This is a genomic window from Streptomyces sp. NBC_01320 (assembly GCF_035974375.1).
In the GTDB taxonomy this organism is placed as follows: domain Bacteria; phylum Actinomycetota; class Actinomycetes; order Streptomycetales; family Streptomycetaceae; genus Streptomyces; species Streptomyces yanii.
The window spans coordinates 2,365,820-2,388,141 of sequence record NZ_CP108390.1 but is presented as its reverse complement, the minus strand read 5'-3'; the positions used below and the strand labels follow the sequence as shown (position 1 = coordinate 2,388,141).

Below are 22,322 nucleotides of genomic sequence, written 5' to 3'. Positions count from 1 at the left end.
AACAGTCGGATTCTAGGCGTCGGCGGTGCCTGGGTCCGCAACGCCGACGCAGGTGTTCCCCTCCGTACCCCCCCAGGTCAGAGAGGGGAACACCGCCTGACAAAGCCCTACTAGCGGGCGTTGCGCAGCGCCCGCTTGATGGGGCCCGGGATCACCCGGCGGGCACGCTGGTACGGCCGCCGCTCGGGTCCTTCGCTCTCGCGCGGGACGGGCACCCTGCTTGCCTTCGCAAGGCGTCGTTCCAACAGGGTGTTCCGGTCGGTGAGCTCGGTCATCTGGGACTGGAGCCAGTTGAGGCGAGTGCTCATCTCGGGGACGCCGCTGCCGGTCCAGGGACGGACGCCCGCCGGGAAAGCCAGCTCGCTCATGCGGGACTCGAAGGCCGCGCCCCCGTCACCGTGGGTGAAGGTGTTCTCCAGGCCGTTCTTGTCCAGGAAGTTCATGAACCGGTCGAACCGCTCGTGGTGACCGCGCATCAGAGGCCCGAAGTCCGCCTCGGCGTACAGATCCGCGGGATCCACGTTCTCGGGCACCTTGGCGAGCATCCGGTGCGGAATCTCGAAGTAGCGGCACAGCTCCAACGTCCGCGAGTCGCTGCAGAGCACCGTCGCCGGCGTTCCGGCGAGCAGCGCGGCGATGTTGCCGTGGATCCGAGAGCCGAACGAGAAGTCGAAGCCCCGCAGGTCGTCCACCCATGTCTTGGGGTCTATATAGACCCTGACCTTGCCCTCCGCGAACATCGGGTGGTCGGGGTGGGTGGGGATGTCGGTGACGACGGCATTCGCGTGGCTCAGGTCACGCCAGTGCAGCTGGCGGGCATCGGACAGGTTCTGCCCGATGAAGCGCAGATGGGGATAGCGCGCACGGGTGTGGTCGATGATCCGCCCGAGCTTGTACTTCTTCACGGCGTCGTGCGATCCGTTGATCGCGATCCGCGACTCGGGTCCCAGTGGCCGGGTGTTCTCGCGGATGAAGAGATCACGGCCGCCCATGAACATCGACGGACAGCCGATGACCTCCACGTCACGGAAGCCCATGTCCCGCAGGTAGCGCTCGGTGAACTCCCCGCGCACCCCGATGGAAGCGCTGCGGTCCAGCACCGCGGAGACGAACGCGTGCACGCTGGGCGCCATGGGCCGCAACCGGTCCGCGGAGTAGTTGGTGCTGGTCTGCGCGCCGACGCCCGGCACGATGACCGGGATCTTCAGCTTCGAGATGAGCTGGGTCAGCCGCTTGAGCTGGGGCTCGAAGGACGGCCGGAAGGCATTGGCGAGCGGAATGACGAAAGCGTCGTACTCCTCGTTGATCTGCTCGGCGGCGGCGACCCTGGTCCGGATGCCGTTGGAGACCACCTTGGTCCGCGGCGTCTCAAGGATCTTGTGCGCGGCATCGCTGAAGATCAGGTTGCCTGAGTTGGTTGCGAACACGTCCTCGTGGAGGGCGCGCTCAACAGGAACGACGTCGTAAGGGCTCTTCCCTGAACGCAGGAGTATTCGCTTCACATCGGTAACGTTAGATGCCACGAATTAAGGTTAGCTTTACGTAGGTTTTAGTTTCCATCGGGATCGGCACAACCTTTTCGGCGAACGCGGAACGTGACCATCCGGCTACCCGGTCGTCGGCGCGGATCGGCCAGGAGGCTCCGCGTCAACCTTTCCTGCGTGACCTCGCAGATAGCCAACTCGGCCCAGGTGGCGCACCCTTGAGAGCGCGCGCCCCCGCCCTACCCTTCTCCTGCGCAGGGGCGCGCCGATCGGGGGAGGCGGAAGACGATCACGGCCGACTCGCTGTCCGACGACGACGTGCTCGAGGCGGTGGCCCGGCACACCGGCCGGCCCGGACAGGGAGCGCAGATCCGGCGCGAGGGTGCGGACATCACCCCGGTGCCGATGCTCGGCCTCACCATCGACCGGTCCATCGAGACCCGCACCACGAAGCCGGTGCGCAGGGGCGGCAGACCCGACCGGTCGCACCTGCCGGAGTACGAAGGCGATCTGCGCGACTGCCCGGTCGATCCGCCGACGGACCCGGGGCGGTCGAAGACAGTGGAGTTCGTCCTGCGCGGATCGGTGCGGACGGCGCCCTGCATCTGTGTGGGCGGCCGGATCCTGTGCAAGCGGTGCTCGACGCGCGGGACGCTGCGTTGCGAGACGGGCGTCGCATGCCCGAAGTGCCAGGGCATCGATCGGTGCACCTGGTGCGACGGTACGGGGAAGCGGCGTACCGGCGAGGTGCGGGCCCCGGCTCCGGGGTCCTCCGCGCGCGTCAGGTGTGCCCAGTGCCACAAGCCCGGTACTGCCTGCCCCGGCTGCGAGGGAAAGGGATTCAAGGTGTGCACGACGTGCCGGGGCACGGGTGCCGTGAAGTGCCCGCACTGCGACGGGGAGGGGTCGTCCCGGCACGACGAATGCGACGGCACGGGCACGGTCGCCCTGTACACCGCGGGCACGGTCGCCTGCACCACCCGCCCCGACTCACCGAACCTTCCCGAGCCGCCTCCGCCCCTGCGCGTCCGGCGCATGACCGCACTCGGCGGCGCCTGCAACCGGCTGCGCTCGCGCGCGTCCGGGCTGGTCCGGTCTCCGGCAGCGGGCGCCCCGCTCCGCCCCTGGCTCCGCCGGACGCGCAACGGGGACCATGCGAGGCCGCCCGGCCACGCCCTCAGATCGCCAGGCCGGTGCCGAGATGCCACTCGCGAGCTGACGTGTAGGCCACGGCGGCCGCGACGACGTCCAGCGCAGCATGGCCGGTGGACTTGAAGACGGTCAGTTCGCGGGGATCGCGGCGGCCGGGGTGCCCGCCGTCGAGGACTGCGCCCAGCAGGGCGGCTCGCTCGGGCGGGCAGCCCTGGAGTTCGTGTGCACCGGCGGGGAGCGGTACGGTGACCGCGCCGGTCCACTCCACGAACAGTGAGCCGTCGCGGACGGTGTCCAGGTCCAGCTCAGGTCCGCGAGAGCCGCCCACCGAGCCGACATGGGCGCCCTCGGTCAGTCAGGTGCGGCGCAGCACGGGCTCGCGCGCGCCGGTGCAGCAGAGCACGACGTCCGATCCGCGCACCGCGACCTCGACGCTGTCGGCGGTGGCGTGCGGGTGCCGGGCGGCGAGGGCCTCGGCCCGGTCGGGGTCCCGGCCACCGACCACCACGGCGGTCGGCGGGGTCCTTTCGGGCCAGCAGTTCCATCTGCGCGGCGGCCTGAACTCCCGTGCCCAGCACGGCGATCCGGGCCGCTTCCGGTGCCCCGAGCGCACGGGGACGGCCGCTCCCGGGGCGGTCCGTCGGGGACGGGACGGCTCCTCTTAGGCTGGGCGCGTGACCTACGAAGCCCGGCCGCTGGCCGTATTCGACCTGGACGGCACGCTCGCGGACAGCGGGCACCGGCAGCACTTCCTGGAAGGGGCCCGGCGCGACTGGGGGAGCTTCTTTGCCGCGGCGGTGGACGATCCGCCGCTCTACGAGGGCGTGCGGCTGGTGCTGAGCAGCGCCGAGGAGTGCGAGGTCAGGTACCTCACCGGACGGCCGGAGCGCTGTCGTCGGGACACCATGGCGTGGCTTGCCGAGCAGGGCCTGCCCGAGGGGCGCGTGTACATGCGGCGCAACGACGACCGTCGCCCGGCCCGCCACACCAAGCTGGAGATCCTGAAGCGGCTGGGCCGGGAGCGTCTCGTCCGGATGCTGGTCGATGACGACGAGCTGGTCTGCGACGCGGCCGAGCTGGCCGGTTTCACCGTGGTGCGGGCTCGCTGGGCAGTGGCCTCGCCCGCGTTGAAGGACGCTCAGGAGCGTGAGGGGCGTAGCTGACCGCGGCGTACCGGGTCAGGTGGTCTCGTCGAGCCGGAAGCCGACTTTCAGGCCGACCTGGTAGTGCTCGATCCGGCCATCCACGATCTGCCCACGCACCTGGGTGATCTCGAACCAGTCGAGATTGTGCAACGTTTCCGCCGCCCTTGCGATGCCCCGGCGGATGGCGTCGTCGACGCCCTCGTGGGAGGTTCCTACGATTTCGGTGACCCGATACGTGTTGTTGGACATCGTCTGACCCCTTTCGTTCATACCACGGTGCCCCACTTGGCGCGGGTACGCGAGAGGTCGAATCGGGGGATGTGGCGTGAACGACCCTTGACCAAATGATTGGTCCATACCAAAATCCAGCCACGCCCGTGCGAGCGCCGCCCGCAGTCCCCCACACCGGGTCCTGATTTCGTCGTGCCCTTTCGCAGAAGGTGACCCAGTGAAGAACCGTGTACTCACAGTAGGAGTCGTCGCGCTCGTTTCCACCGTGGCGCTGGGCGGCTGCGGCTACCTCCCGGGCTTGGGTGGCCCCAGCGGCAAGACGGTGACGATCTGGCTGATGAAGGACAGTGTTTCCGCCGATTTCCTGGACCGTTTCAAGAAGTCGTACGAAGAGGAACACCCTTCCATCGAACTGGAGTTCAAGATTCAGAGCTGGAGTGGAATCGGCCCCAAGGTCACCGCGGCCCTGCGGGGGCACGACACCCCGGATGTCATCGAGGTCGGAAACACCCAGGTCGCCCAGTACGCGGAGAGCGGCGAACTGCGCGATCTGACCCTTGAATCGATGCGCGATCTCGGCAGCGAGGAATGGCTGCCCGGCCTCGCCGATCCCGGCAGCATCGACGGCGTCCAGTACGGCATTCCCTGGTACGCGGCCAACCGTGTGGTGATCTACAACAAGGATCTTTTCGAGCAGGCCGGCATCAAGAGCCCGCCGAAGACCCGGGACGAGTGGATCGAGGACAGCCGTCTGCTCAACCGCAAGGGCAACCAGGGCGTCTTTCTCGCGGGCCAGAACTGGTACGTACTCGCCGGGTTCATCTGGGACGAGGGCGGCGATCTGGCCACCGACAGAGGCGGCGACTGGGAGGGGGCCCTCGACACGCCCGCCGCGATCAAGGGCATGAAATTCTACAAGGAGATCCAGTCGTTCGGCAACGGCCCGAAGAACGCCGACGAAGAGCACCCTCCGCAGACCGATGTGTTCGCCGAGGGTGATGTCGCGCAGATCATTTCCGTGCCGGGTAGCGCCAAGCTCATCGAGCAGAAGAATCCCGAACTCAAGGGAAAAATCGGCTACTTCCCGATACCCGGCAAGACCGCGAAGAGCCCCGGTTCCGTTTTTACCGGCGGTTCCGATCTGATCGTTCCGGAGAAGGCTGACAACGGTATCGCCGGTATCGAGGTGATCAAGGCACTGGCGGGCGCGAAATGGCAGGCGGACCTCGCCAGAACCATGAGCTATGTGCCGAACAAGACGAGCCTCGCACATGTCATCGAGGGCCAGGAGGGCACCGCCGCGATGGCCGAGGGCGCCCGGCGCGGTCGCGCGACCCCCAACTCGCCGCAGTGGGCGGCGGTCGAGGCCGAGAACCCGATCAAGCCCTACATGTCGGCCGTTCTGCGGGGCGGTGACCCGCTGGCCGAGGCGAAGTCCGCTTCGGAACGGATCACCGCCGAGCTCGCGGGCAGCTGACCGGGCCGCGCCGCCGGACGGGCCACCGGTCCCGCCCGATCCACCGCCCGACACCTCGGGATTCAGCCGTCGCACATCCAGGCTCTCCGCAGCGGTCATATTGAATCCAGCCGGTCACGGAAGAAGTAAGGGGCCGGGCCGTCGCAGCAGTGCGGCAGCCCGGCAGCCGCCCTTGCCGATCCGTCCCCGGAGAACGCCATGAACGCGCTGCCCACCCCACCGCTCGTCGCCGGCCCTCTCACCTCCGCCTCCTTGGTGCCGGAGCAGCCCGCCCCGGCACGGTCCGAAGCTCCCGCGCCGCCGCTCTACCGCGTCTCCCTCGCCGTGACCCAGGACGAGGTGCGGGCCGCCCAGCGGCTGCGCCACCAGGTATTCGCCGGTGAACTCGGTGCCCGGCTGGACGGGCCGGAACCCGGTCTGGACAGCGACGCCTTCGACGCGTACTGCGATCACCTGCTGGTACGGGAGGTGGCGACCGGCGACGTCATCGCCACCTACCGCCTCCTGCCGCCCGACCGGGCCCGTGTTGCCGGCCGCCTCTACGCGGAGAGCGAGTTCGATCTCCGCCGGCTCGGACCGATCCGCGACGACCTGATCGAGGTGGGCCGCTCCTGCGTCCACCCGGCCCACCGGGACGGCGCCGTCATCGCCCTCATCTGGGCGGGGCTCGCCCGCTACATGGAGCGCAGCGGGCACAACTGGCTGGCCGGCTGCTGCTCTATACCCCTGGCCGACGGCGGCGTCCTGGCCGCCGACTCCTGGGACACCGTACGGGCGAAGTACCTGGCCCCCGAGGAATACTGGGTCACCCCGCACCGCCTCTGGCAGCCCCACGCCGCCACCAGCGCCGGCCGAGCCGCCAGGACCCCCGCGCGCACCGGACTCGCCGCCCTCCCGCCGCTGCTCCGTGGCTACCTCCGGCTCGGCGCCTGGGTCTGCGGGGCGCCGGCGCACGACCCCGACTTCAACGTCGCCGACCTCTACGTCCTGCTGTCGCTGCGCCGCACCGACCCGCGCTACCTGCGCCACTTCCTGTCTCTCGCCCCGCTGACATGAGCGCCTGGCTGCCCACCGCGCCCTGCACGCCACACACCTGCGCCGGTCATGACGGTCCGGTGCGCGGCGCCCTCCCGGCCACGGCCCTGCTGCTCGCCGGGTGCACCCTCGTGCTCGTCGGCGCGCTGTGCACCGCTCCCGTGCTGCTCCTCGGTGCGGGGCAGCGCGACCGGCTGATCCGGTGGTGGGCGTACGCGGTCGTGCGGGCGTTCGGCGTGCGGATTCAGGTGACCGGCGACCCTGCGCCGACGGCCGGGGCGGATCACGCCGGTGCTCCCGGTGCGCTGGTCGTCGCCAACCACATCTCATGGCTGGACATCCCGCTCGTCGCCACCGTGTTCCCGGGCCGGATGCTCGCCAAGAGCGAGATCCGGGGCTGGCCGGTACTCGGCCCGCTCGCCGCGCTCGGCGGCACGCTGTTCGTCGAGCGCGACCGGCTGCGGGCACTGCCCACGACCGTGCGCACCATCGCGGGGGCACTGCGCGGCGGCTCACGGGTGGTGGTCTTCCCCGAAGGCAGCACCTGGTGCGGGCGTGGATCCGGTGGCCGGTTCCGGCCCGCTGTCTTCCAGGCGGCGATCGACGCGGACGCCGAGGTCCGTCCGGTACGCATCACCTACCGCACCGCGCGGACGGACGGGCCTGCGGCCGGCGCCGCCGCGTTCGTCGGTGACGATCCGCTCACCGCCTCGCTGTGGCGGGTGGTCACGGCGGCCGGGCTGACCGCCGAGATCCGCGTCCTGCCGCCGATCCCCGCGGGCACCCGGCCCGGCCGCCGTGCTCTTGCCCGTACCGCTCAGACCGCCGTGGCCAGCGACACCGCGAACCGGTCCGCGGAGTCCGTCCACCACTGAGTCAACGTGAGTCCGGCCGAGGCGAGTTCGCCCCGGATCCCTTCCTTGCGGAACTTCGCCGAGATCTCCGTACGCAGTTCCTCACCTGCCGTGAACGGCACCACCAGATCCAATTCCGGGATCTTCACCGTGAGGGCTCTGCGGGCCCGCAGACGCATCTCGATCCACTCCCGCTTCGGGTCCCACAGCGCCACGTGGTCGAAGTCCGCCGGATCGAAGTCGGCTCCCAACTCCCGGTCGACGACCGTCAGTACGTTCTTGTTGAACGCCGCTGTCACCCCGGCCGCGTCGTCGTACGCCGCGACGAGCGTCTCCTCGTCCTTCACCAGATCCGTGCCGAGCAGCAGGGTGTCGCCGGGCGAGAGCAGCGACCGTACCGACTTCAGGAACACCGCCCGCTCGTCCGGCAGCAGATTGCCGATCGTGCCGCCCAGGAACGCCACGAGCCGCGGCCCCGGTGTGTCCGGCAGGGTGAGTCCGTCGGTGAAGTCGGCGATCAGCGCATGGATCGACAGGTCCGGCCGCTCCGCGAGCAGGGTCTCGGCCGCGCCGCGCAGCGCGCTCTCGCTCACGTCGACCGGCACATAGCTGTGCAGCGCGGGCAGCGCGTCCAGCAGATACCGGGTCTTCTCCGACGAGCCGGAACCCAGTTCGACCAGGGTCTGTGCCCCGGACGCCGCGGCGATCCCGGACGCGCGGGCGACCAGGATCTCCCGCTCGGCGCGGGTCGGGTAGTACTCGGGCAGCCGGGTGATCTCCTCGAACAGCTCACTGCCGCGTGCGTCGTAGAACCACTTGGGCGGCAGGGTCTTCGGGTGCCGGGTCAGGCCGTGCAGCACATCGGCGCGCAGCGCCGCGTCCGTCGCGTCCGCCGGCAGGGTGCGGGTCAGCTGAATGGGACTCACTCGGTGGGCTCCTTGAGCGGGGTGAGCAGAACGTCGGTGCAGGTCGCGACGAGCAGGGTGCGGTCGGGGACCGTGCGCCAGTGCGGATCGTCGTCGTAGGGCTCCGAGGCCACGACCGCGCTGCGGCCCGGCTCGGTGAGGTACCAGAGGGTGTCTCCCCAGGCCGTCGCCACGATGGTGGTGCCGTCGGTGAGCAGCAGGTTCAGCCGCGAACCGGGCGCCGCCTCCGCGATCTCGCCCACGGTGTCGGCGACGGCCTGCGGTATGTCGTCCCCCTGGGCGATCCGGTGCTGTACGAGTGCCCAGACCAGGGCGGAGTCGCAGCGGGCGGTGAGGGTGAGGAGTTCGGCCGGGGGCAGCGTGGCGACGAGCGGCGCCAGCGACCCGGGCCAGCCCTTCACCGCGCCGTTGTGGCTGAACAGCAGCCGGCCCGAGGTGAACGGCGCGGCTGCCGCCTCGCCGTCCGCCCCCGGCTCGGTGGCGTCGCGTACGGCGGCCAGCAGCGCCGTGCTCCGCACCACCCTGGCCAGATCGGCGAAGGACAGGTCGGCCCAGATGGGACCCTGGCGCCGGTAGCGACCGGGCACCGGGTCGCCGTCCGCGTACCAGCCCACCCCGAAACCGTCCGCGTTGACGGTCCCGTACTTCTGCTGCCGGGGCTGCCAGGACTGCCGGACCAACGCGTGGGACGGCTGCGTCAGCACAGTGCCGAGCGCAACCGGTGGCCCGACATAGGCAATATGACGGCACATCAGAGATCCCTCGCAGTACGGAATCCGGCGAAGATCTGGCGCCGCACCGGCAGGTCCCAGTTGCGGAACGTGCCCCGGCAGGCCACCGCGTCCACGGCGAAGGAACCACCGCGCAGGACCTTGTGGTCGGGCCCGAAGAACACCTCCGAGTACTCCCGGTACGGGAACGCCGCGAAGCCCGGATAGGGGAGGAAGTCGCTCGACGTCCACTCCCACACATCACCGATCAACTGGCGTACGCCGAGCGGTGATTCACCCGCAGCGTACGCGCCTGCCTGCGCCGGACGCAGATGGCGCTGGCCCAGATTGGCGCGGTTCGGGGTCGGGTCCTCGTCGCCCCACGGGTAGCGGCGCGAGCGGCCCGAGCCCGGGTCGTGGCGTGCCGCCTTCTCCCACTCGACTTCGGTGGGCAGTCTGCGCCCCGCCCAGCGGGCGTACGCGTCCGCCTCGTACCAGCTCACATGGAGCACCGGCTCGTCGGCGGGCACCGGTTCGGTCACCCCGAACCGGCGGCGCAGCCACTGCCCTGCGTCCCGGTGCCAGAACAGCGGGGCGGTCAGGTCGTGCTCGCGGACCATGGCCCACCCCTCCGGCGCCCACCAGCACCGTTCGGTGTAGCCGCCGTCCTCGATGAAGCGCTCGTACGCTCCGCAGGTGACCGGTGTCGTGTCGATGAGGAAAGCGGGGACGTCGCGCACGTGGGCGGGCCGCTCATTGTCGAGGGCCCAGGGTTCGGTGGACGTTCCCATGGTGAACGGACCGCCGGTCACCAGGACTTCGGTTGGCAGGGAAGCCGCGTCGGTGGGCAGCGGCGGTTCCGGTGCGGTGAGTACGGCAGGCCCCGACCTCAGCTGATGAGTGATCAGCATCGTTTCGTCGTGCTGCTGTTCATGCTGGGCGATCATCCCGAAGGCGAAGCCCGCATCCACGAGCGGGCGGCCGTCGGTCAGGGCGGTGCTGTCGAGGATGTCCAGGGCCCGGCCCCGTACCTCCGCCGCGTAGGAGCGGGCCTCGGCCGGCGGCAGCAGCGGCAGGGACGGACGGCTCGCCCGGGGATGTTCGAAGGCGTCGTACAGCCCGTCGATCTCGGGCCGTATAGCCTCCCGTCCGGCGACGCCCCGCAGCAGCCACAGCTCTTCCTGGTTGCCGATGTGTGCGAGATCCCACACCAGGGGCGACATCAACGGTGAATGCTGAGCGGTCAGTTCATGGTCGTCCACGCTGTCGGTGAGGAGCGTGGTGCGTTCCCGGGCGGTGAGGAGCGCCGCAAGAGCGCGCCGACGGAGCGCTTCGGCGTCCAGGCCGGCGGCTGGGGGGGTGGGGGAGTGCGTCATGAGCCTGCCTTCTTTCCCGGTTCCGGACGGAGCGTGGCCGCGGGCATCGCATGCACCGCTTCCCCCGACAGCAGTCCGGACAGATCATCGGCCGGACATCGCCCCCGGGCGACATAACGGTCGTGGAAATTCGCCACCGCCTCCTGCACGGCATCGTTCGCACCCATCCGGGGCAGCGCTTCGCGGGCCAGCTGGAAGCAGACATCGGCCACCGCTCGTAGTTCGGGGTCGGCCAGGCCGTCACGGGCGGCGCCGGTCCAGAGCGGGTTGCGCGGTGCCGACTGCGGACCCGCCGTCTCGGCCAGCGGTTTCACGGTGCGGTACACGGTCTCGGCGGCCTCCGGGTCGTCGAACAGAGCGGTGGTGACGGCGAGCGGCACGAGCCATCCGTCGTCTCCCGGCTGTGCGTCGATCATGCGCAGTTCGAGATGTCCGCGAGGGCGCACCGGCGGAAAGAGCGTGCTGATGTGGTAGTCGAGATCGGCGCGCACCGGCGGTCGTGGCGTGCCCGTGCGGATCCAGTCGCGGAAGGTCAGATCCTCCGGGACGGCCCATGGCCCCTCGCCGCCCCGTATGCACATCACGGGGGTGTCGAGCACATGTGTGGCCCAGGCGTCGCGCGGGGCCAGATGGCCCGGCGGCGCCAGACTTCGTACCGGATCGAGATCCGCCCAGATCGACTGGCGGGTGGACCGCAGTCCCGTCGGCCGGCCCTGCCGGTACGGCGAGTTGGCGAACGCCGCCACCAGCACCGCACCCAGCAGGTGCGACAGCTGCCAGCGCCGCCCGTAGCCCAGTGGTCCCGGCTCCTCCTCGCCGGCGTCCAGACAGACCTGGACGGATGCGGTGGTGCACATCATGGCGCGGCCGGCCGTACCCGACCGGTCGAGCGAGACCTCCATGGCGTCGTAGCGGGGCTCGTGCAGCAGACGGTACGGCGGATGCCAGGGATCGACGCCGAAACCGACCGGTGCGAGGGTTTCCGCGTCGAGGGCGGCACGTACGGCGGCCAGATCGGTGGCCATGGCATCGACGCAGGCCATCAGGGAGTCGGCGGGGCGCGAGCTGAGCTCCAGCTGGCCGCCGGGTTCGAAGGTGAGTGCCGCACTCAGTGGCAGCGCGCGTACAGCGGCGACAGCCGCGTGGAGACGGTCGTGAGGGACCGGCGTCCGGGGGTGGTCACGGTCGTGGATGAGCCATTCGAGCTCGACACCGACCGTGCGGGGTGGGCCCGTCTTGAAGCAGATACATCGCAGTAGATCCTCCGCTTCCCCCTCGCCGAGGGGCTGGTTGTACTCGGCCGGACCGTGGCCGACAGGTGCGTCCGGTGACATTCCGGGGCCTCCTTCTTCGGTGCGCCCGTACCACCCAAACCTTTGCCAGGAGATCGCACAAGGGGGCCCCTGTGCGACAGAAATTCGGTTGCATCCGGGCCTCGGAAGCACCGACCATGCCCCGTATGCACCACACGGGGGAGTATTGATGAGCGCACGGCTTCGCGCCATCGCAAGAGAGACCGAGACCATCGTCGAGGAGGGGCTCTACCGCACGCCCGCGGGGCGTGAGGTCAGTATCGAGCGTGCTCTGGCCGCTGCGCTCTCCGGGACCCGGCTGTACGGGCCCGAGCCGGTTCCTGTCGCCGTTCTGGACTCCGACCGCGCCACGGTTGTCGAGGTCACCGGCGAGAGCAGCCTGCAGGCGGCGCGCCGGATGACGGGCGAAGGGCCCGGCAAGGTCGCCGTGCTCAACTTCGCCTCCGCCCGTAACCCGGGCGGCGGCTACCTCAACGGCGCGCAGGCCCAGGAGGAGGCGCTCTGCCGCGGCTCGGCGCTCTACGCCACCCTGCTGCGCGCCCCCGACCACTACGCCCACCACCGAGCTGAACGCAGCGCCTTCTACACCGACCGGGTCATCCACTCACCCGGCGTACCGGTGTTCCGGGACGACCGGGGGCGCCTGCTGGACATCCCGTACACCGTGGGCTTCCTCACCTCGCCCGCACCCAACGCCGGAGTGATCCGCAGCCGGACCCCCGAGGAGGCCCCGCGCATCCCTGCCGCGCTCGCGTCCCGCGCCGAACGGGTGCTGGAGGTCGCTGCGGTGCGGGGATACCGCAGGCTGGTGCTCGGCGCCTGGGGCTGCGGCGTGTTCCGCAACGATCCGGCGCAGGTGGCCCGTGCCTTCCGGGTGCTGCTCACCGACGGGGGCCGGTTCGCCGGGCATTTCGAGCAGATCGTCTTCGGCATCCTCGACCGGGGTTCCGAATCGACCACTCGTACCGCATTCGCTCGCACGTTCGAAAAGGAGATAAGGCCGTCGGGACCGGACACTCCCTGACCCTGCCGTTGAGCCAGAGGGGTGGACACCGACCGACACGGTGACGTTGAGCCAGAGGGGTCAACGTCAGCCGCAGGGCGGCCCCCGCCGCCCGCCGGTCAGTGCCAGCCGTAACGCTCCCGCAGCCGGTCGGCGACCAGATCGAACCGGTCCCGGTCCAGCGCGCACGCCTCGCGCCGCATCCCGTCCTCATGCACCCGCAGCACGCGGTCCAGATCGACCCAGGACGGCCGGCCCGAGCTGTCCCACGGCCCGGCGCCGAGAGCCACCCACTCGCGGTCCTGGTCGTGCTGCTTGCTGGAGAGCTGCACGGCGAGCAGCGTGCCTGCCGCCTCCCGGGCCACCACCAGCACCGGGCGGTCCTTGCCGCGCCCGTCGTTCTCCTCGAAGGGCACCCAGGTCCAGACGATCTCGCCGGGGTCGGGATCACCGTCGCGGTCGGGGGCGTACGAGGTGCGGACCGGGCCCACGTCGTGCGGGTTCGCCTCGGCGGTCGCGGTGGGGCCGGAGCGCCCGGGGAAGTCGGCCGAGCCGTCGGCGGCGCGGGTGGACTCCGAGAGGTATGTGCTGTCTGAACGGTGAGGGATGGTCATCGGAACACCGTAGGGGCTTCCCGGCGCATTCCGTGGACCGGGCCCGCCGAACGGACAGCAGTCCGTGACCATGTCATCGGACGCGCGCCCCGCGCACGTGCGCGCTGCACCCTCGTCAGGCTCGCACGCCCGCGCCCGGCGTTCCCGGCGCAGGGGCAGGTGCCCGGCCGCCGGACTGGTCGTGACGCCTTTCTCCAGGCCGCGCCTGTCGGAGCGTCAGCGCCCTCGTACTCGCCGGTCTCGACGTCAACCGAAGGTTCAGGGTTGGACCCCGTCGTCGCGTTCGCACAGCCGCCGCACCGGAAGAGGAGGGCGCCTGCTGGGGCCCCCTCCGCCACGCCGACCACGTGCGGCGCCGAGGCCGGCGGCACCTGTCCGCCGATGCTGCGTCGGCACGGGGTGGTCGACACGGAGTTGTGGGCGCTGCGTGTCGGGGACCCGGAGCCGTGGCCGGTTCTCGCCCGTGGCTGACGGACGAGGACCGGCCACACCTACCGGGAGCGGTCAGGAAGGTGTGCTTCCCTCCTGATCACCCGTCACCGGAATACGCTCCTTGCGCGGCGACGGCGGCACGACGGGCGTGACACCGTTGACCGGCGCCGAGGACCCTGCCGTCCCGCCCTTCTCGCTCATCGTGGACAGCAGCTGCCGGGCCAGGCCCAGCCCCGTGCCACCCATCGTCAGCGCCTTCGCGAACATGTCCGACATCCCGTCGGCGCCGTTCAGCAGCACCATGTGGTCCACACTGCTGAAGGCTCCAGCGCCCGCCTCGACGATCTCCGGCCACTTCTCCGCCAACTGCTGGGCGACAACGGCTTCCTGATTCTCCGCGAGGGCAGCAGCACGTGCCTTGATCGCTTCGGCCTCGGCCAGCCCCTTGGCGCGGGTCGACTCGGCCAGCGCCAGCCCCTTGGCCTGCGCCGCCGCTGCCTCCGCCTCACCGGTCGCTCGAGTCGCCGACGCGGCGGCGGCGCCGCGTGCCTTCGTGGCCTCGGCCTCCGCGATCGCCGCCGTCTTGACCCGGTTGGCCTCGGCGATCGCGGCGAGCTCCGTCTCCTTCGCATGCGCCTGGGCGGCCGAGATCCGGGCGTCGCGCTCGCCCTCCGCCAGCGTCCGCTTCTCGTAGGCCTGGGCATCCGCGGGCTTTCGTACGTCCGCCTGCAGCTGTTGCTCGCGCCGCTGGGCCTCCAGTTCGGCGACCCGGGTCTCCTGGACCACGACCTCCTGCCTGGCCGCCGCGTCGGCGAGGGGCCCCGCCTGCCGCGACTTGGCTGCGGCCTTGTCCCGTTCGGCCTGATACCCGGCCTGCAGGATCTCGCTGTCGCGGGTCGCCTCCGACATCCGGGCGGCGGCCTGCTGCTCCGCCTCGGTGGCCCGCCGGTTGGCCTCGGCCTGCGCGATCCGGGCGTCCCGCTGCACCGCCGCGGCATGTGGCATGGCGAGATTCTTGATGTACCCGGTCGGGTCCTCGATCTCGTGGATCTGCAGCGAGTCGACGATCAGCCCGAGCTTCTCCATCTCGGTGCCGCACGCCGCCCGGGTCTGACCCGTGAGCTTCTCCCGGTCCCTGATCATGTCCTCGACGGTCAACCCACCGACGATGGAACGGAGATGACCGGCGAACACGTTGTGCACCCGCTCCGACATCATCTTCTGCTGGTCGAGGAATCGACGGGCCGCATTGGCGATCGACACGAAGTCGTCGCCCACCTTGAAGATGACAACGCCGCGCACCCGCAGAGGAATCCCCTGATGCGTGACGCAATCGACGGACAGTTCCGTTTCGTTGAGATCCAGGGACATCTTCCGTACCGCCTGCACGCCGGGCAGGACGAGCGTGCCGTGCCCGGTGACGATGCGGAACCCCATGCCCTGTCCGAGGCCCTCGGTCTTGTGCTTGGAACCGGAGATGACGAGTGCTTCGTTCGGCTCGGCCACCCGCCACATGAGCTTGAACAGGCCGATCAACACAATGATGGCAGCGAGTACGAGACCCGCCGTGACGCCGATGACCATCGGCTTGCGCCCCCTCGGAGGAGCTCACAGAATGGGCGCCCGGCTCGCGACGCCTGGCACGAACGCTCGCTGCGTTGCCGAAATGCCCTGGTAGCTCTTTCCCCGAGCTCTCAGCTTCGTTCGAGCCGGGAAGACCCCGTCCGAGGACCTTTCAGCGCCTTGCGATCGCACGCACCGGACGCCGCGCGCTGATCGGACTCCCATTTTGTGAGCTGCTCTTATCGCAGCACCCCGTCGGCACTGCTGAACAGAGGCAGTCTTCTCCTGCGCGCGACGGCGGAGAAGAGGTGTGCGCAACCTTGCCGCAATCTTGACTGCCGCACGCCGGACGCCGGTCCTCCACGCACCTCAACTGTCGTACGCAGGAGCCACATAGACCGTGCGCGGCGGCAGATATTCAATCACCGTCACCACCGTCCCCGGCTCGATGCGGACTGCCGGCGGGGCGGGATGGGCGAGGAAGTGCTCGGCGCCCCCGCGGATCTGAACGATCACCTCACCGACCAGCCCCGGCCCCACGGTCCCGGTCACCCTGCCGAGCAGCCCTACCATCGACGAGTCATCCATGCCCCGGAGCGTACCCACCTCGACGCGGTCTGGAAGACTGCCCGACGCCATGAGCCAGTTACCCAAGCAGCCCACCGAAGGCCACGTCCCGACCAGCGCCGACGTGGCGCGGCTCGCCGGAGTCTCGCGGGCCACCGTGTCGTACGTACTCAACAACAACCCCACCGTCCGGATCAGCGAGTCCACCCGCCGCCGGGTCAGGGAGGCGGCCTCCGAACTCGGCTATGTGCCGCACGCGGCGGCCCGGAGCCTGCGCGCCGGACACACCCGGACGGTGCTGATGCCCACCGGGGACCACCCGGCCGGTCCGTTCCACCACCGCTTCCTCCACGAACTCGAATCCGGGCTGCGCCGCCTCGACTACACCGTGGTCCAGCACGGGAGCCTCGGTCTGGAGGCCGACGACGCCGCCCGGGCCTGGGCCGAACTCCGCCCCGTCGCCGTGATCGCACCCGGCGGGGTCGCGCTCACCCCGCAGGGCATAGCCGTACTGCGGCGCTCCGGCGCCAAGGCGGTGATCACCTTCGGCCCGCAACCGGTGGACGGCGCCCACGCCCTGGTCATGGACCAGCGGGAGGTCGGCAGTTGCGCGACCGGACATCTGCTGGAACGCGGACGGCGCCGGATCGGCGTCGTCATGCCCGAGGAACCGGGCCTCGCCCTGTTCGCCGAACCGAGGCTGTCCGGAGCCCGGCGGGTGGCGGCCGATGGCGGAGCCCTCATCGAACCGTTGCCCCTGCGGTACGACGAGGAGTCGGCCGGCGCGCTCGCCGCCCGGTGGCGCACGCTCGGCCTCGACGCCGTGTTCGCATACAACGACACCTACGCGATGCTCCTGATGCGGGCTCTCCAGGACGCGGGCATCGAGATACCCGCCGAGACGGCCGTGGTGGGCGCCGACGACCTGCTGCTCGGCAGGCTGCTGAGGCCCCGGCTGAGCAGTGTGCGGATGGAACTGGCGACGTCGCAGCCGCTGGCGGACCTCGTCGACCGGCTGGTGCGCCATCCGGGAGGCGTGCCGGAGCGCCATGATCTGCTGAGGGCGCGGGCGATCCCCCGAGAGTCCAGCTGAGGCGGGTTCAGCGCGGCAACGTGCGCGTCGTGCGTCGCTTGCTTAGCGTCATGACCATGAGCCAACCGCAGAGTTACGAGATCCTGCTGGTCCCCAAGTTCACCGAAGGCCCCGTGGAGGCCCCGAAGGCCAAGGGCGCCTCCGAGGCCCCCGAGTCCGCCGATGCCGGCGATGCCCGGTCCGTCGGGGCCCCTATCCGCTCTGCCGTTGTGGAGGCCACCGGCGAGACGGGGGCGTCGGGCTACCCCCGGTACGCCGGGGAGGGCATGGTGGCGGACATCGATCCGGCGACCCACACCGTGGAGGCGCTGCTTGTCGACGGTGCCGAACTGGATCTCGGGCTCTCGGTCAGGATCTCGGAGCGGACCGCCGACAGCTGACCGTTGATCGTGGCAACTGCTCTGCGCAAGGCTGGAGTTGGGCAAGGCGCTTGTGCGTGACGTCCGCACCGTTCCGTGCGCGCCAAAGGGAGCAGCAGTTCGATCAATTCCCTTTTCGTTCGGTGCGGCGTGACTACGATGTTGCACGTTCAACCGGGCGAGATCACGTTCGATGGCCGAACGCAGCTCGCACGGCTGCGCCGGATCGCGTAGTCCCGCGAGGCCGCGGCCACACACTTTGCGCGCCCCACCGCATGGGACCACCCCTCGAACCGATCGACTGGAGAGTCTTCATGTCCCTGCTCGACCCCAAAGCCTGGCAGTCCCGCACGCTCGCGGGAGGTGAGTCGGACGTCGTCGAGCCCGCCACCGGCGAGGTCCTCGGACACGTCACCCTCGCCGCGCCCGAGGACATCACGGCAGCCGCCGAGGCCGCGGTCGCCGCCCAGTCCGCCTGGGCCCGTACCCCGCACTTCGTGCGCGCGGCCGTCCTGCGCCGGGCCGGTGACCTGTTCACCGCCCACGCCGACGAGCTGCGTGAATGGCTCGTACGGGAGTCTGGATCGATCCCCGGCAAGGCCGACTTCGAGTTCCACGTCGCCGCCCAGGAGTGCTACGAAGCCGCAGCCCTCGCCTCCCGGCCGGCCGGTCAGGTCCTGCCCAGCGAGGACCAGCGGCTCTCCTACACCCGCAGGGTCCCGGTCGGCGTCGTCGGCGTCATCGCCCCGTTCAACGCGCCGTTGATCCTCTCCATCCGGTCCGTCGCGCCCGCACTGGCCCTCGGCAACGCGGTTCTCCTCAAGCCCGACCCGCGCACCGCGGTCTGCGGCGGACTCTCACTCGCCGCGGTCTTCGCCGAGGCCGGACTCGAGGAGAACCTGCTGCACGTCCTGCCCGGCGGCGCCGAGGCCGGACAGGCGCTCGTCGCCGAACCCCGCGTCCCGGTCATCTCCTTCACCGGCTCCACCGCGGCGGGCCGCGCCGTCGGGGAGGCCGCGGGGCGGCTCCTCAAGCGGGTACACCTCGAGCTCGGCGGCAACTCCGCCCTCGTCGTCCTGGAGGACGCCGACCTGGAAGGCGCTGTGGCCCAGGCGACCTGGGGCTCCTTCTTCCACCAGGGCCAGATCTGCATGACCACCGGCCGCCACCTCGTCCACGCCTCGCTGCATGACGAGTACGTCGAGCGGCTCGCCGCGAAGGCGGACGCGCTGGCGGTCGGCGACCCGCACCGTGAGCAGGTCCATCTCGGCCCGGTCATCGACCGCGGCCAGCTCGGCAAGATCCACCGGCTGGTCGAGTCGAGCACCGCACGGGGCGCGAAACTCGCGGCGGGCGGCACCCACCGCGACCTGTTCTACCGGCCCACCGTCCTCACCCACGTCGACGACCGGACGCCCGCATACGCGGAGGAGGTCTTCGGTCCGGTCGCCCCCGTGCGGTCCTTCGGCACCCTGGACGAGGCCGCGGCGCTGGCTGCCGACAGCCCGTACGGGCTGTCGCTCGGCATCGTCACCCGCGACACCGCCCTCGGCCTGGAACTCGCCGACCGGATCCCGACCGGCATCGCCCACATCAACGACCAGACGGTGAACGACGAGGCGGTCGCACCCTTCGGCGGCATCGCCGCGTCAGGCACCGGGGCGCGCTTCGGGGGCGATGCCAACCTGGAGGCCTTCACCGACCTGCGCTGGACGACGGTCCGCCGCGAACCGGCCGGCCACCCCTTCTAACCGGCCACCCCTTCTAAACGGTGGCGGGCACGCCGAAGGGGTCCGGCCGGCGAACCGGCCGGACCCCTTCGGCGTCGCTCGCTCGCGCTGCCTACTTCTCGCCCTTCTGCTGGTCCTCGATGGACTTGCGGACCTCGTCCATGTCCAGCTTGCGGGCCTGCCCGATGACATCCTCGAGCGACGTCTCCGGCAGGGCCCCCGGCTGGGAGAACACCGCCACATTGTCCCGGACGATCATCAGGGTCGGAATGGACCGGATCTCGAAGGCAGCCGCCAGCTCCTGCTGCGCCTCCGTGTCGACCTTGGCGAAGACCAGGTCGCCGTGGCGCTCGGACGCCGCGTCGTACACCGGCGCGAACTGCCGACACGGGCCGCACCAGGAAGCCCAGAAGTCGATCAGGATGAACTCGTTCTCGCTGACGACCTGATCGAAGTTTTCCTTGGTGAGCTCTACGGTGCTCATGCTCTCGATACCTCTTCCTGTGCCCGTTCGGACGTGTCCGGCACAACGGTGCCCGGTTCTGCGCTATTCCGCCTGCCCATGTGGCCGTGGCTCACACCCCCGGCCAGACTGTCCCCCATGACAGATGCTGTGGAGAACGCCGTGTACGACGTCGTGGTGATCGGTGCGGGGCCTGTGGGCGAGAACGTGGCGGATCGGACCCGGGCTGCCGGACTGTCCACGGCGGTCGTCGAGACGGAGCTCGTCGGCGGCGAGTGCTCGTACTGGGCGTGCATGCCGAGCAAGGCGCTGCTGCGCCCCGTGGTGGCTCGCGCCGACGCGCGCAAGGTCCCCGGACTCAGCGCGGCTGTCCAGGGACCCCTGGACACGGCCGCCGTCCTCGCGCACCGTGACGAGTACGCCTCACACTGGAAGGACGACGGCCAGGTCGCCTGGCTGGAGGGGATCGGCGCGGACTTCTACCGGGGCCAGGGACGTCTGACCGGTACCAAGGAGGTCTCCGTCACAGGCCCTGACGGCTCCGAACACCGGTTGACCGCCCGGCACGCCGTCGCCGTCTGCACCGGCAGCCGCGCCGTCGTTCCCGACCTTCCCGGAGTCGCCGACGCCCGCCCCTGGACCAGCCGCGAGGCGACCAGCGCCAAGGAGGTGCCGGGCCGACTGGTGATCGTCGGCGGGGGAGTCGTCGGGGTGGAGATGGCCACCGTCTGGCAGGCTCTCGGCGCGCACGTGACGATGCTGATCCGCGGCAAGGGGCTGCTGCCGAAGATGGAGCCGTTCGCGGGCGAGCTGGTCGCCGAGGCCCTCACCGAGGCCGGAGCCGACATCCGCACGGGCGTCTCCGCCACCTCCGTGCGGCGTGCCGGCCCCGACGGGCCGGTCACCGTGGAACTGGACAACGGCGAGCGCATCGAGACCGACGAGATCCTTTTTGCCACCGGCCGTGCCCCGCGCACCGACGACCTCGGGCTGGAAACGGTGGAACTGAAGCCCGGATCCTGGCTGAAGGTCGACGACAGCTGCCGCGTCGAGGGCAGCAACTGGCTGTACGCAGTCGGCGACGTCAATCACCGGGCGCTCCTCACCCACCAGGGCAAATACCAGGCCCGCATCGCGGGTGCCGCGATCGCCGCCCGAGCGCAGGGCACCGCGCCGCTGTCGACCGCGCGCTGGGGCGCACACGCCGCCACCGCCGACCACGCGGCCGTCCCCCAGGTCGTCTTCACCGACCCGGAGGCCGCATCCGTCGGGCTCACCCTCGCCGCGGCCGAGCGCGCCGGGCACCGGGTCCGCGCCGTCGACCACGACCTCGCCGCCGTCGCCGGCTCCGGACTGTACGCGGACGGCTACCGGGGCCGCGCCCGCATGATCGTCGACCTCGACCGCGAGATCGTACTCGGCGTCACCTTCGTCGGCCCCGGCATCGGGGAGCTGCTGCACTCGGCCACGGTGGCCGTTGCGGGTGAGGTCCCCATCGACCGGCTTTGGCACGCGGTCCCCGCCTATCCGACGATCAGCGAGGTGTGGCTGCGCCTGCTGGAGGCGTACCGCGGCTGAGGACGGCTGGTGAGCCGGTGCGTCGGCGACGGGTCCCGCCGTCCCTCGGAGGCACAGCGGGACCCGTCGCCGGGGTGCTTCGTCCCGCGCAGGTGCACGCTGCAACTACGTCCCCGAAGTGCCGGCGAGCTCACGGGGCGAAGCGTTTTTTCCGGTTCTCACCAGTAGTGGCGCCGTCCACCCATCCCGTGGCCGACAGCACCGAGAATCCAGAGGACCGCACCGATCAGCACGAGGGCGACGCCGATGGTCCACAAGATGGAAATTCCGGCCACCATGCCGATCACGAGCAGAATGACTCCGAGGACGATCATTGCGTCCCCCAATCTTTCAGGGCCACTTCCGAGTATGCGCCGGACGGCGTGTCTCGGCGTGGCAGACGACTGCCGTTGCTCGTACTGCCGTCCAGGGCCGGGAATCCCTGGCCGGGACCGCAGTGGATCACACGTGACAGCCGGGGTGTTCCGCGCCGCCGAGGCGGTCCGATGGGCCTTCTCGACCAGGCGCGATCCGGTCCGGCGAACCGCTACGCGACCCGCCTCTCCGGCACCTCCTGTTGCTCTTCCTCGTCGGGCAGCTTCACGTCGCTCACCAAGATGTTGACCTCCACGACCTCCAGACCGGTCATCCGCTCGATGGCGGCGATCACTTCGGTCCGGACGTCGCCCGTGAGCTCGACGATCGAGTATCCGTATTCGACGATGATCGACAGGTCGACCGCCGTTTGGACCTCGCCGACCTCGACCTTGACACCGCTGGTGACGGACTGACCTCCCGCTCCGGGTACCCGCTCCCGCACGGCCCCCATACCGCGGGCGAATCCCCCTCCCATGCCCTGGACTCCGGGCACACCCCGGGCCGCCAGCCCGGCGATCTTCGCCACCACGCCATCGGCGATCGTGGTTCGGCCCCGAGACCCAGGTTCCGTTCGGCGGTTTCCGCCGTGCGGTCCTGCCGCGTGCGTGGCCTCGGATTGCGAGCGCGTGGTTTCGGGCCGGTTCACCTGTGTTTGATCGGTCATGGTCGGTCGCCCTTCCGATGAGAAGGTGGGTTCGAACGCCTTGGCCAGTTTACGTACCATTTGTCCATGTTGCTCGAGCGGTACGGGTGTAGGCGGACCCACGGGCGGGCCCGCGCGGAGAGAGGGGCGGGTGGGCGGACTGCCCCTTCTCGTCCTCCCGCCTTCCTGGGCTCCGCCTCCACGACCGCTTCGGTCT

At 70.4% G+C, this 22,322-nt stretch carries 23 protein-coding genes; 9 read left to right on the top strand and 14 right to left on the bottom strand.

Annotated features, from left to right (window positions below):
• Window positions 1-110: 110 nt before the first annotated feature.
• From OG395_RS11250 to OG395_RS11240, 3 genes are all read right to left on the bottom strand, one after another.
• On the bottom strand, window positions 111-1,502 hold the full coding sequence (locus tag OG395_RS11250) for a polysaccharide pyruvyl transferase family protein (protein ID WP_327242775.1): 1,392 nt from the start codon (window positions 1,500-1,502) through the stop codon (window positions 111-113).
• Between the two features lie 1,159 nt (window positions 1,503-2,661).
• Entirely contained in the window at window positions 2,662-2,964 is a 303-nt protein-coding gene (locus OG395_RS11245; RefSeq protein ID WP_327242774.1) for a hypothetical protein, read from the bottom strand.
• A 27-nt stretch (window positions 2,965-2,991) separates the two neighbouring features.
• Window positions 2,992-3,144 carry a hypothetical protein gene (locus OG395_RS11240; protein ID WP_327242773.1) on the bottom strand — a complete coding sequence of 51 codons (153 nt, stop codon included), beginning with the start codon at window positions 3,142-3,144 and terminating at the stop codon, window positions 2,992-2,994.
• 166 nt (window positions 3,145-3,310) lie between these two features.
• On the opposite strand from OG395_RS11240, the gene OG395_RS11235 reads away from it, so the two are divergent.
• Entirely contained in the window at window positions 3,311-3,799 is a 489-nt protein-coding gene (locus OG395_RS11235) for a phosphatase domain-containing protein (protein WP_327242772.1), read from the top strand.
• A 15-nt stretch (window positions 3,800-3,814) separates the two neighbouring features.
• On the opposite strand, the gene OG395_RS11230 is transcribed toward OG395_RS11235, so the two are convergent.
• Complete coding sequence (locus tag OG395_RS11230) at window positions 3,815-4,030, bottom strand: dodecin (protein ID WP_266978241.1); 216 nt, start codon at window positions 4,028-4,030, stop codon at window positions 3,815-3,817.
• Between the two features lie 199 nt (window positions 4,031-4,229).
• On the opposite strand from OG395_RS11230, the gene OG395_RS11225 reads away from it, so the two are divergent.
• The 3 genes from OG395_RS11225 to OG395_RS11215 all read left to right on the top strand — a co-directional run bounded on the left by OG395_RS11225 (window position 4,230) and on the right by OG395_RS11215 (window position 7,399).
• Entirely contained in the window at window positions 4,230-5,489 is a 1,260-nt protein-coding gene (locus OG395_RS11225; RefSeq protein ID WP_327242771.1) for an extracellular solute-binding protein, read from the top strand.
• A gap of 198 nt (window positions 5,490-5,687) precedes the next feature.
• Window positions 5,688-6,545 (top strand): GNAT family N-acetyltransferase, encoded by an 858-nt coding sequence (locus OG395_RS11220; RefSeq protein WP_327242770.1) that lies wholly within the window; start codon window positions 5,688-5,690, stop codon window positions 6,543-6,545.
• Window positions 6,542-7,399 carry a lysophospholipid acyltransferase family protein gene (locus OG395_RS11215; RefSeq protein WP_327242769.1) on the top strand — a complete coding sequence of 286 codons (858 nt, stop codon included), beginning with the start codon at window positions 6,542-6,544 and terminating at the stop codon, window positions 7,397-7,399. The genes OG395_RS11220 and OG395_RS11215 overlap by 4 nt, the downstream gene beginning before the upstream one ends.
• Here the strand turns inward: OG395_RS11215 and egtD are convergent.
• From egtD to egtA, 4 genes are read right to left on the bottom strand one after another with little or no spacing between them, the layout of a single operon-like run.
• Window positions 7,342-8,304 (bottom strand): L-histidine N(alpha)-methyltransferase, encoded by a 963-nt coding sequence (gene egtD / locus OG395_RS11210; protein WP_327242768.1) that lies wholly within the window; start codon window positions 8,302-8,304, stop codon window positions 7,342-7,344. The two genes, OG395_RS11215 and egtD, sit on opposite strands and share 58 nt — an antisense overlap.
• A complete protein-coding gene (gene egtC / locus OG395_RS11205) occupies window positions 8,301-9,056 on the bottom strand; it encodes an ergothioneine biosynthesis protein EgtC (protein ID WP_327242767.1) in 756 nt (251 codons plus the stop codon). Before egtC ends, egtD begins: the two co-directional genes overlap by 4 nt.
• Window positions 9,056-10,390, bottom strand: coding sequence for an ergothioneine biosynthesis protein EgtB (egtB, locus tag OG395_RS11200; RefSeq protein ID WP_327242766.1), 1,335 nt, complete (start codon window positions 10,388-10,390; stop codon window positions 9,056-9,058). The genes egtC and egtB overlap by 1 nt, the downstream gene beginning before the upstream one ends.
• The gene (gene egtA, locus OG395_RS11195; RefSeq protein WP_327242765.1) at window positions 10,387-11,724 is read right to left on the bottom strand and encodes an ergothioneine biosynthesis glutamate--cysteine ligase EgtA; all 1,338 of its coding nucleotides are present in this window, start codon (window positions 11,722-11,724) and stop codon (window positions 10,387-10,389) included. The genes egtB and egtA overlap by 4 nt, the downstream gene beginning before the upstream one ends.
• 148 nt (window positions 11,725-11,872) lie before the next feature.
• Between egtA and OG395_RS11190 the strand changes: the two genes are divergently transcribed.
• Entirely contained in the window at window positions 11,873-12,727 is an 855-nt protein-coding gene (locus tag OG395_RS11190; RefSeq protein WP_327242764.1) for a TIGR02452 family protein, read from the top strand.
• Window positions 12,728-12,825: 98 nt separating this feature from the next.
• Here the strand turns inward: OG395_RS11190 and OG395_RS11185 are convergent, their stop codons facing one another.
• From OG395_RS11185 to OG395_RS11175, 3 genes are all read right to left on the bottom strand, one after another.
• Window positions 12,826-13,320: a type II toxin-antitoxin system PemK/MazF family toxin gene (locus OG395_RS11185; protein ID WP_327242763.1), complete on the bottom strand. Its 495-nt coding sequence runs from the start codon at window positions 13,318-13,320 to the stop codon at window positions 12,826-12,828.
• A gap of 504 nt (window positions 13,321-13,824) precedes the next feature.
• The gene (locus OG395_RS11180; RefSeq protein ID WP_327242762.1) at window positions 13,825-15,336 is read right to left on the bottom strand and encodes a flotillin family protein; all 1,512 of its coding nucleotides are present in this window, start codon (window positions 15,334-15,336) and stop codon (window positions 13,825-13,827) included.
• A 348-nt stretch (window positions 15,337-15,684) separates the two neighbouring features.
• Window positions 15,685-15,903 (bottom strand): hypothetical protein, encoded by a 219-nt coding sequence (locus OG395_RS11175; protein ID WP_327242761.1) that lies wholly within the window; start codon window positions 15,901-15,903, stop codon window positions 15,685-15,687.
• Between the two features lie 49 nt (window positions 15,904-15,952).
• Between OG395_RS11175 and OG395_RS11170 the strand changes: the two genes are divergently transcribed.
• The 3 genes from OG395_RS11170 (at window position 15,953) to OG395_RS11160 (ending at window position 19,085) form a co-directional block, all read left to right on the top strand.
• On the top strand, window positions 15,953-16,975 hold the full coding sequence (locus OG395_RS11170; protein ID WP_327242760.1) for a LacI family DNA-binding transcriptional regulator: 1,023 nt from the start codon (window positions 15,953-15,955) through the stop codon (window positions 16,973-16,975).
• 50 nt (window positions 16,976-17,025) lie between these two features.
• Window positions 17,026-17,355: a hypothetical protein gene (locus tag OG395_RS11165; RefSeq protein ID WP_442818541.1), complete on the top strand. Its 330-nt coding sequence runs from the start codon at window positions 17,026-17,028 to the stop codon at window positions 17,353-17,355.
• Between the two features lie 293 nt (window positions 17,356-17,648).
• The gene (locus OG395_RS11160) at window positions 17,649-19,085 is read left to right on the top strand and encodes an aldehyde dehydrogenase family protein (protein WP_327242758.1); all 1,437 of its coding nucleotides are present in this window, start codon (window positions 17,649-17,651) and stop codon (window positions 19,083-19,085) included.
• A gap of 91 nt (window positions 19,086-19,176) precedes the next feature.
• Here OG395_RS11160 and trxA read toward each other — a convergent pair whose 3' ends face one another.
• Window positions 19,177-19,548, bottom strand: a complete 372-nt coding sequence (trxA, locus tag OG395_RS11155; protein ID WP_327242757.1) for a thioredoxin — start codon at window positions 19,546-19,548, stop codon at window positions 19,177-19,179.
• A gap of 117 nt (window positions 19,549-19,665) precedes the next feature.
• On the opposite strand from trxA, the gene OG395_RS11150 reads away from it, so the two are divergent.
• Entirely contained in the window at window positions 19,666-21,105 is a 1,440-nt protein-coding gene (locus OG395_RS11150) for a dihydrolipoyl dehydrogenase family protein (protein ID WP_327242756.1), read from the top strand.
• 158 nt (window positions 21,106-21,263) lie between these two features.
• Here OG395_RS11150 and OG395_RS11145 read toward each other — a convergent pair whose 3' ends face one another.
• A complete protein-coding gene (locus tag OG395_RS11145; protein WP_266990254.1) occupies window positions 21,264-21,419 on the bottom strand; it encodes a DUF6131 family protein in 156 nt (51 codons plus the stop codon).
• Window positions 21,420-21,631: 212 nt separating this feature from the next.
• A complete protein-coding gene (locus OG395_RS11140) occupies window positions 21,632-22,126 on the bottom strand; it encodes an Asp23/Gls24 family envelope stress response protein (RefSeq protein WP_327242755.1) in 495 nt (164 codons plus the stop codon).
• Window positions 22,127-22,322 lie beyond the last annotated feature (196 nt).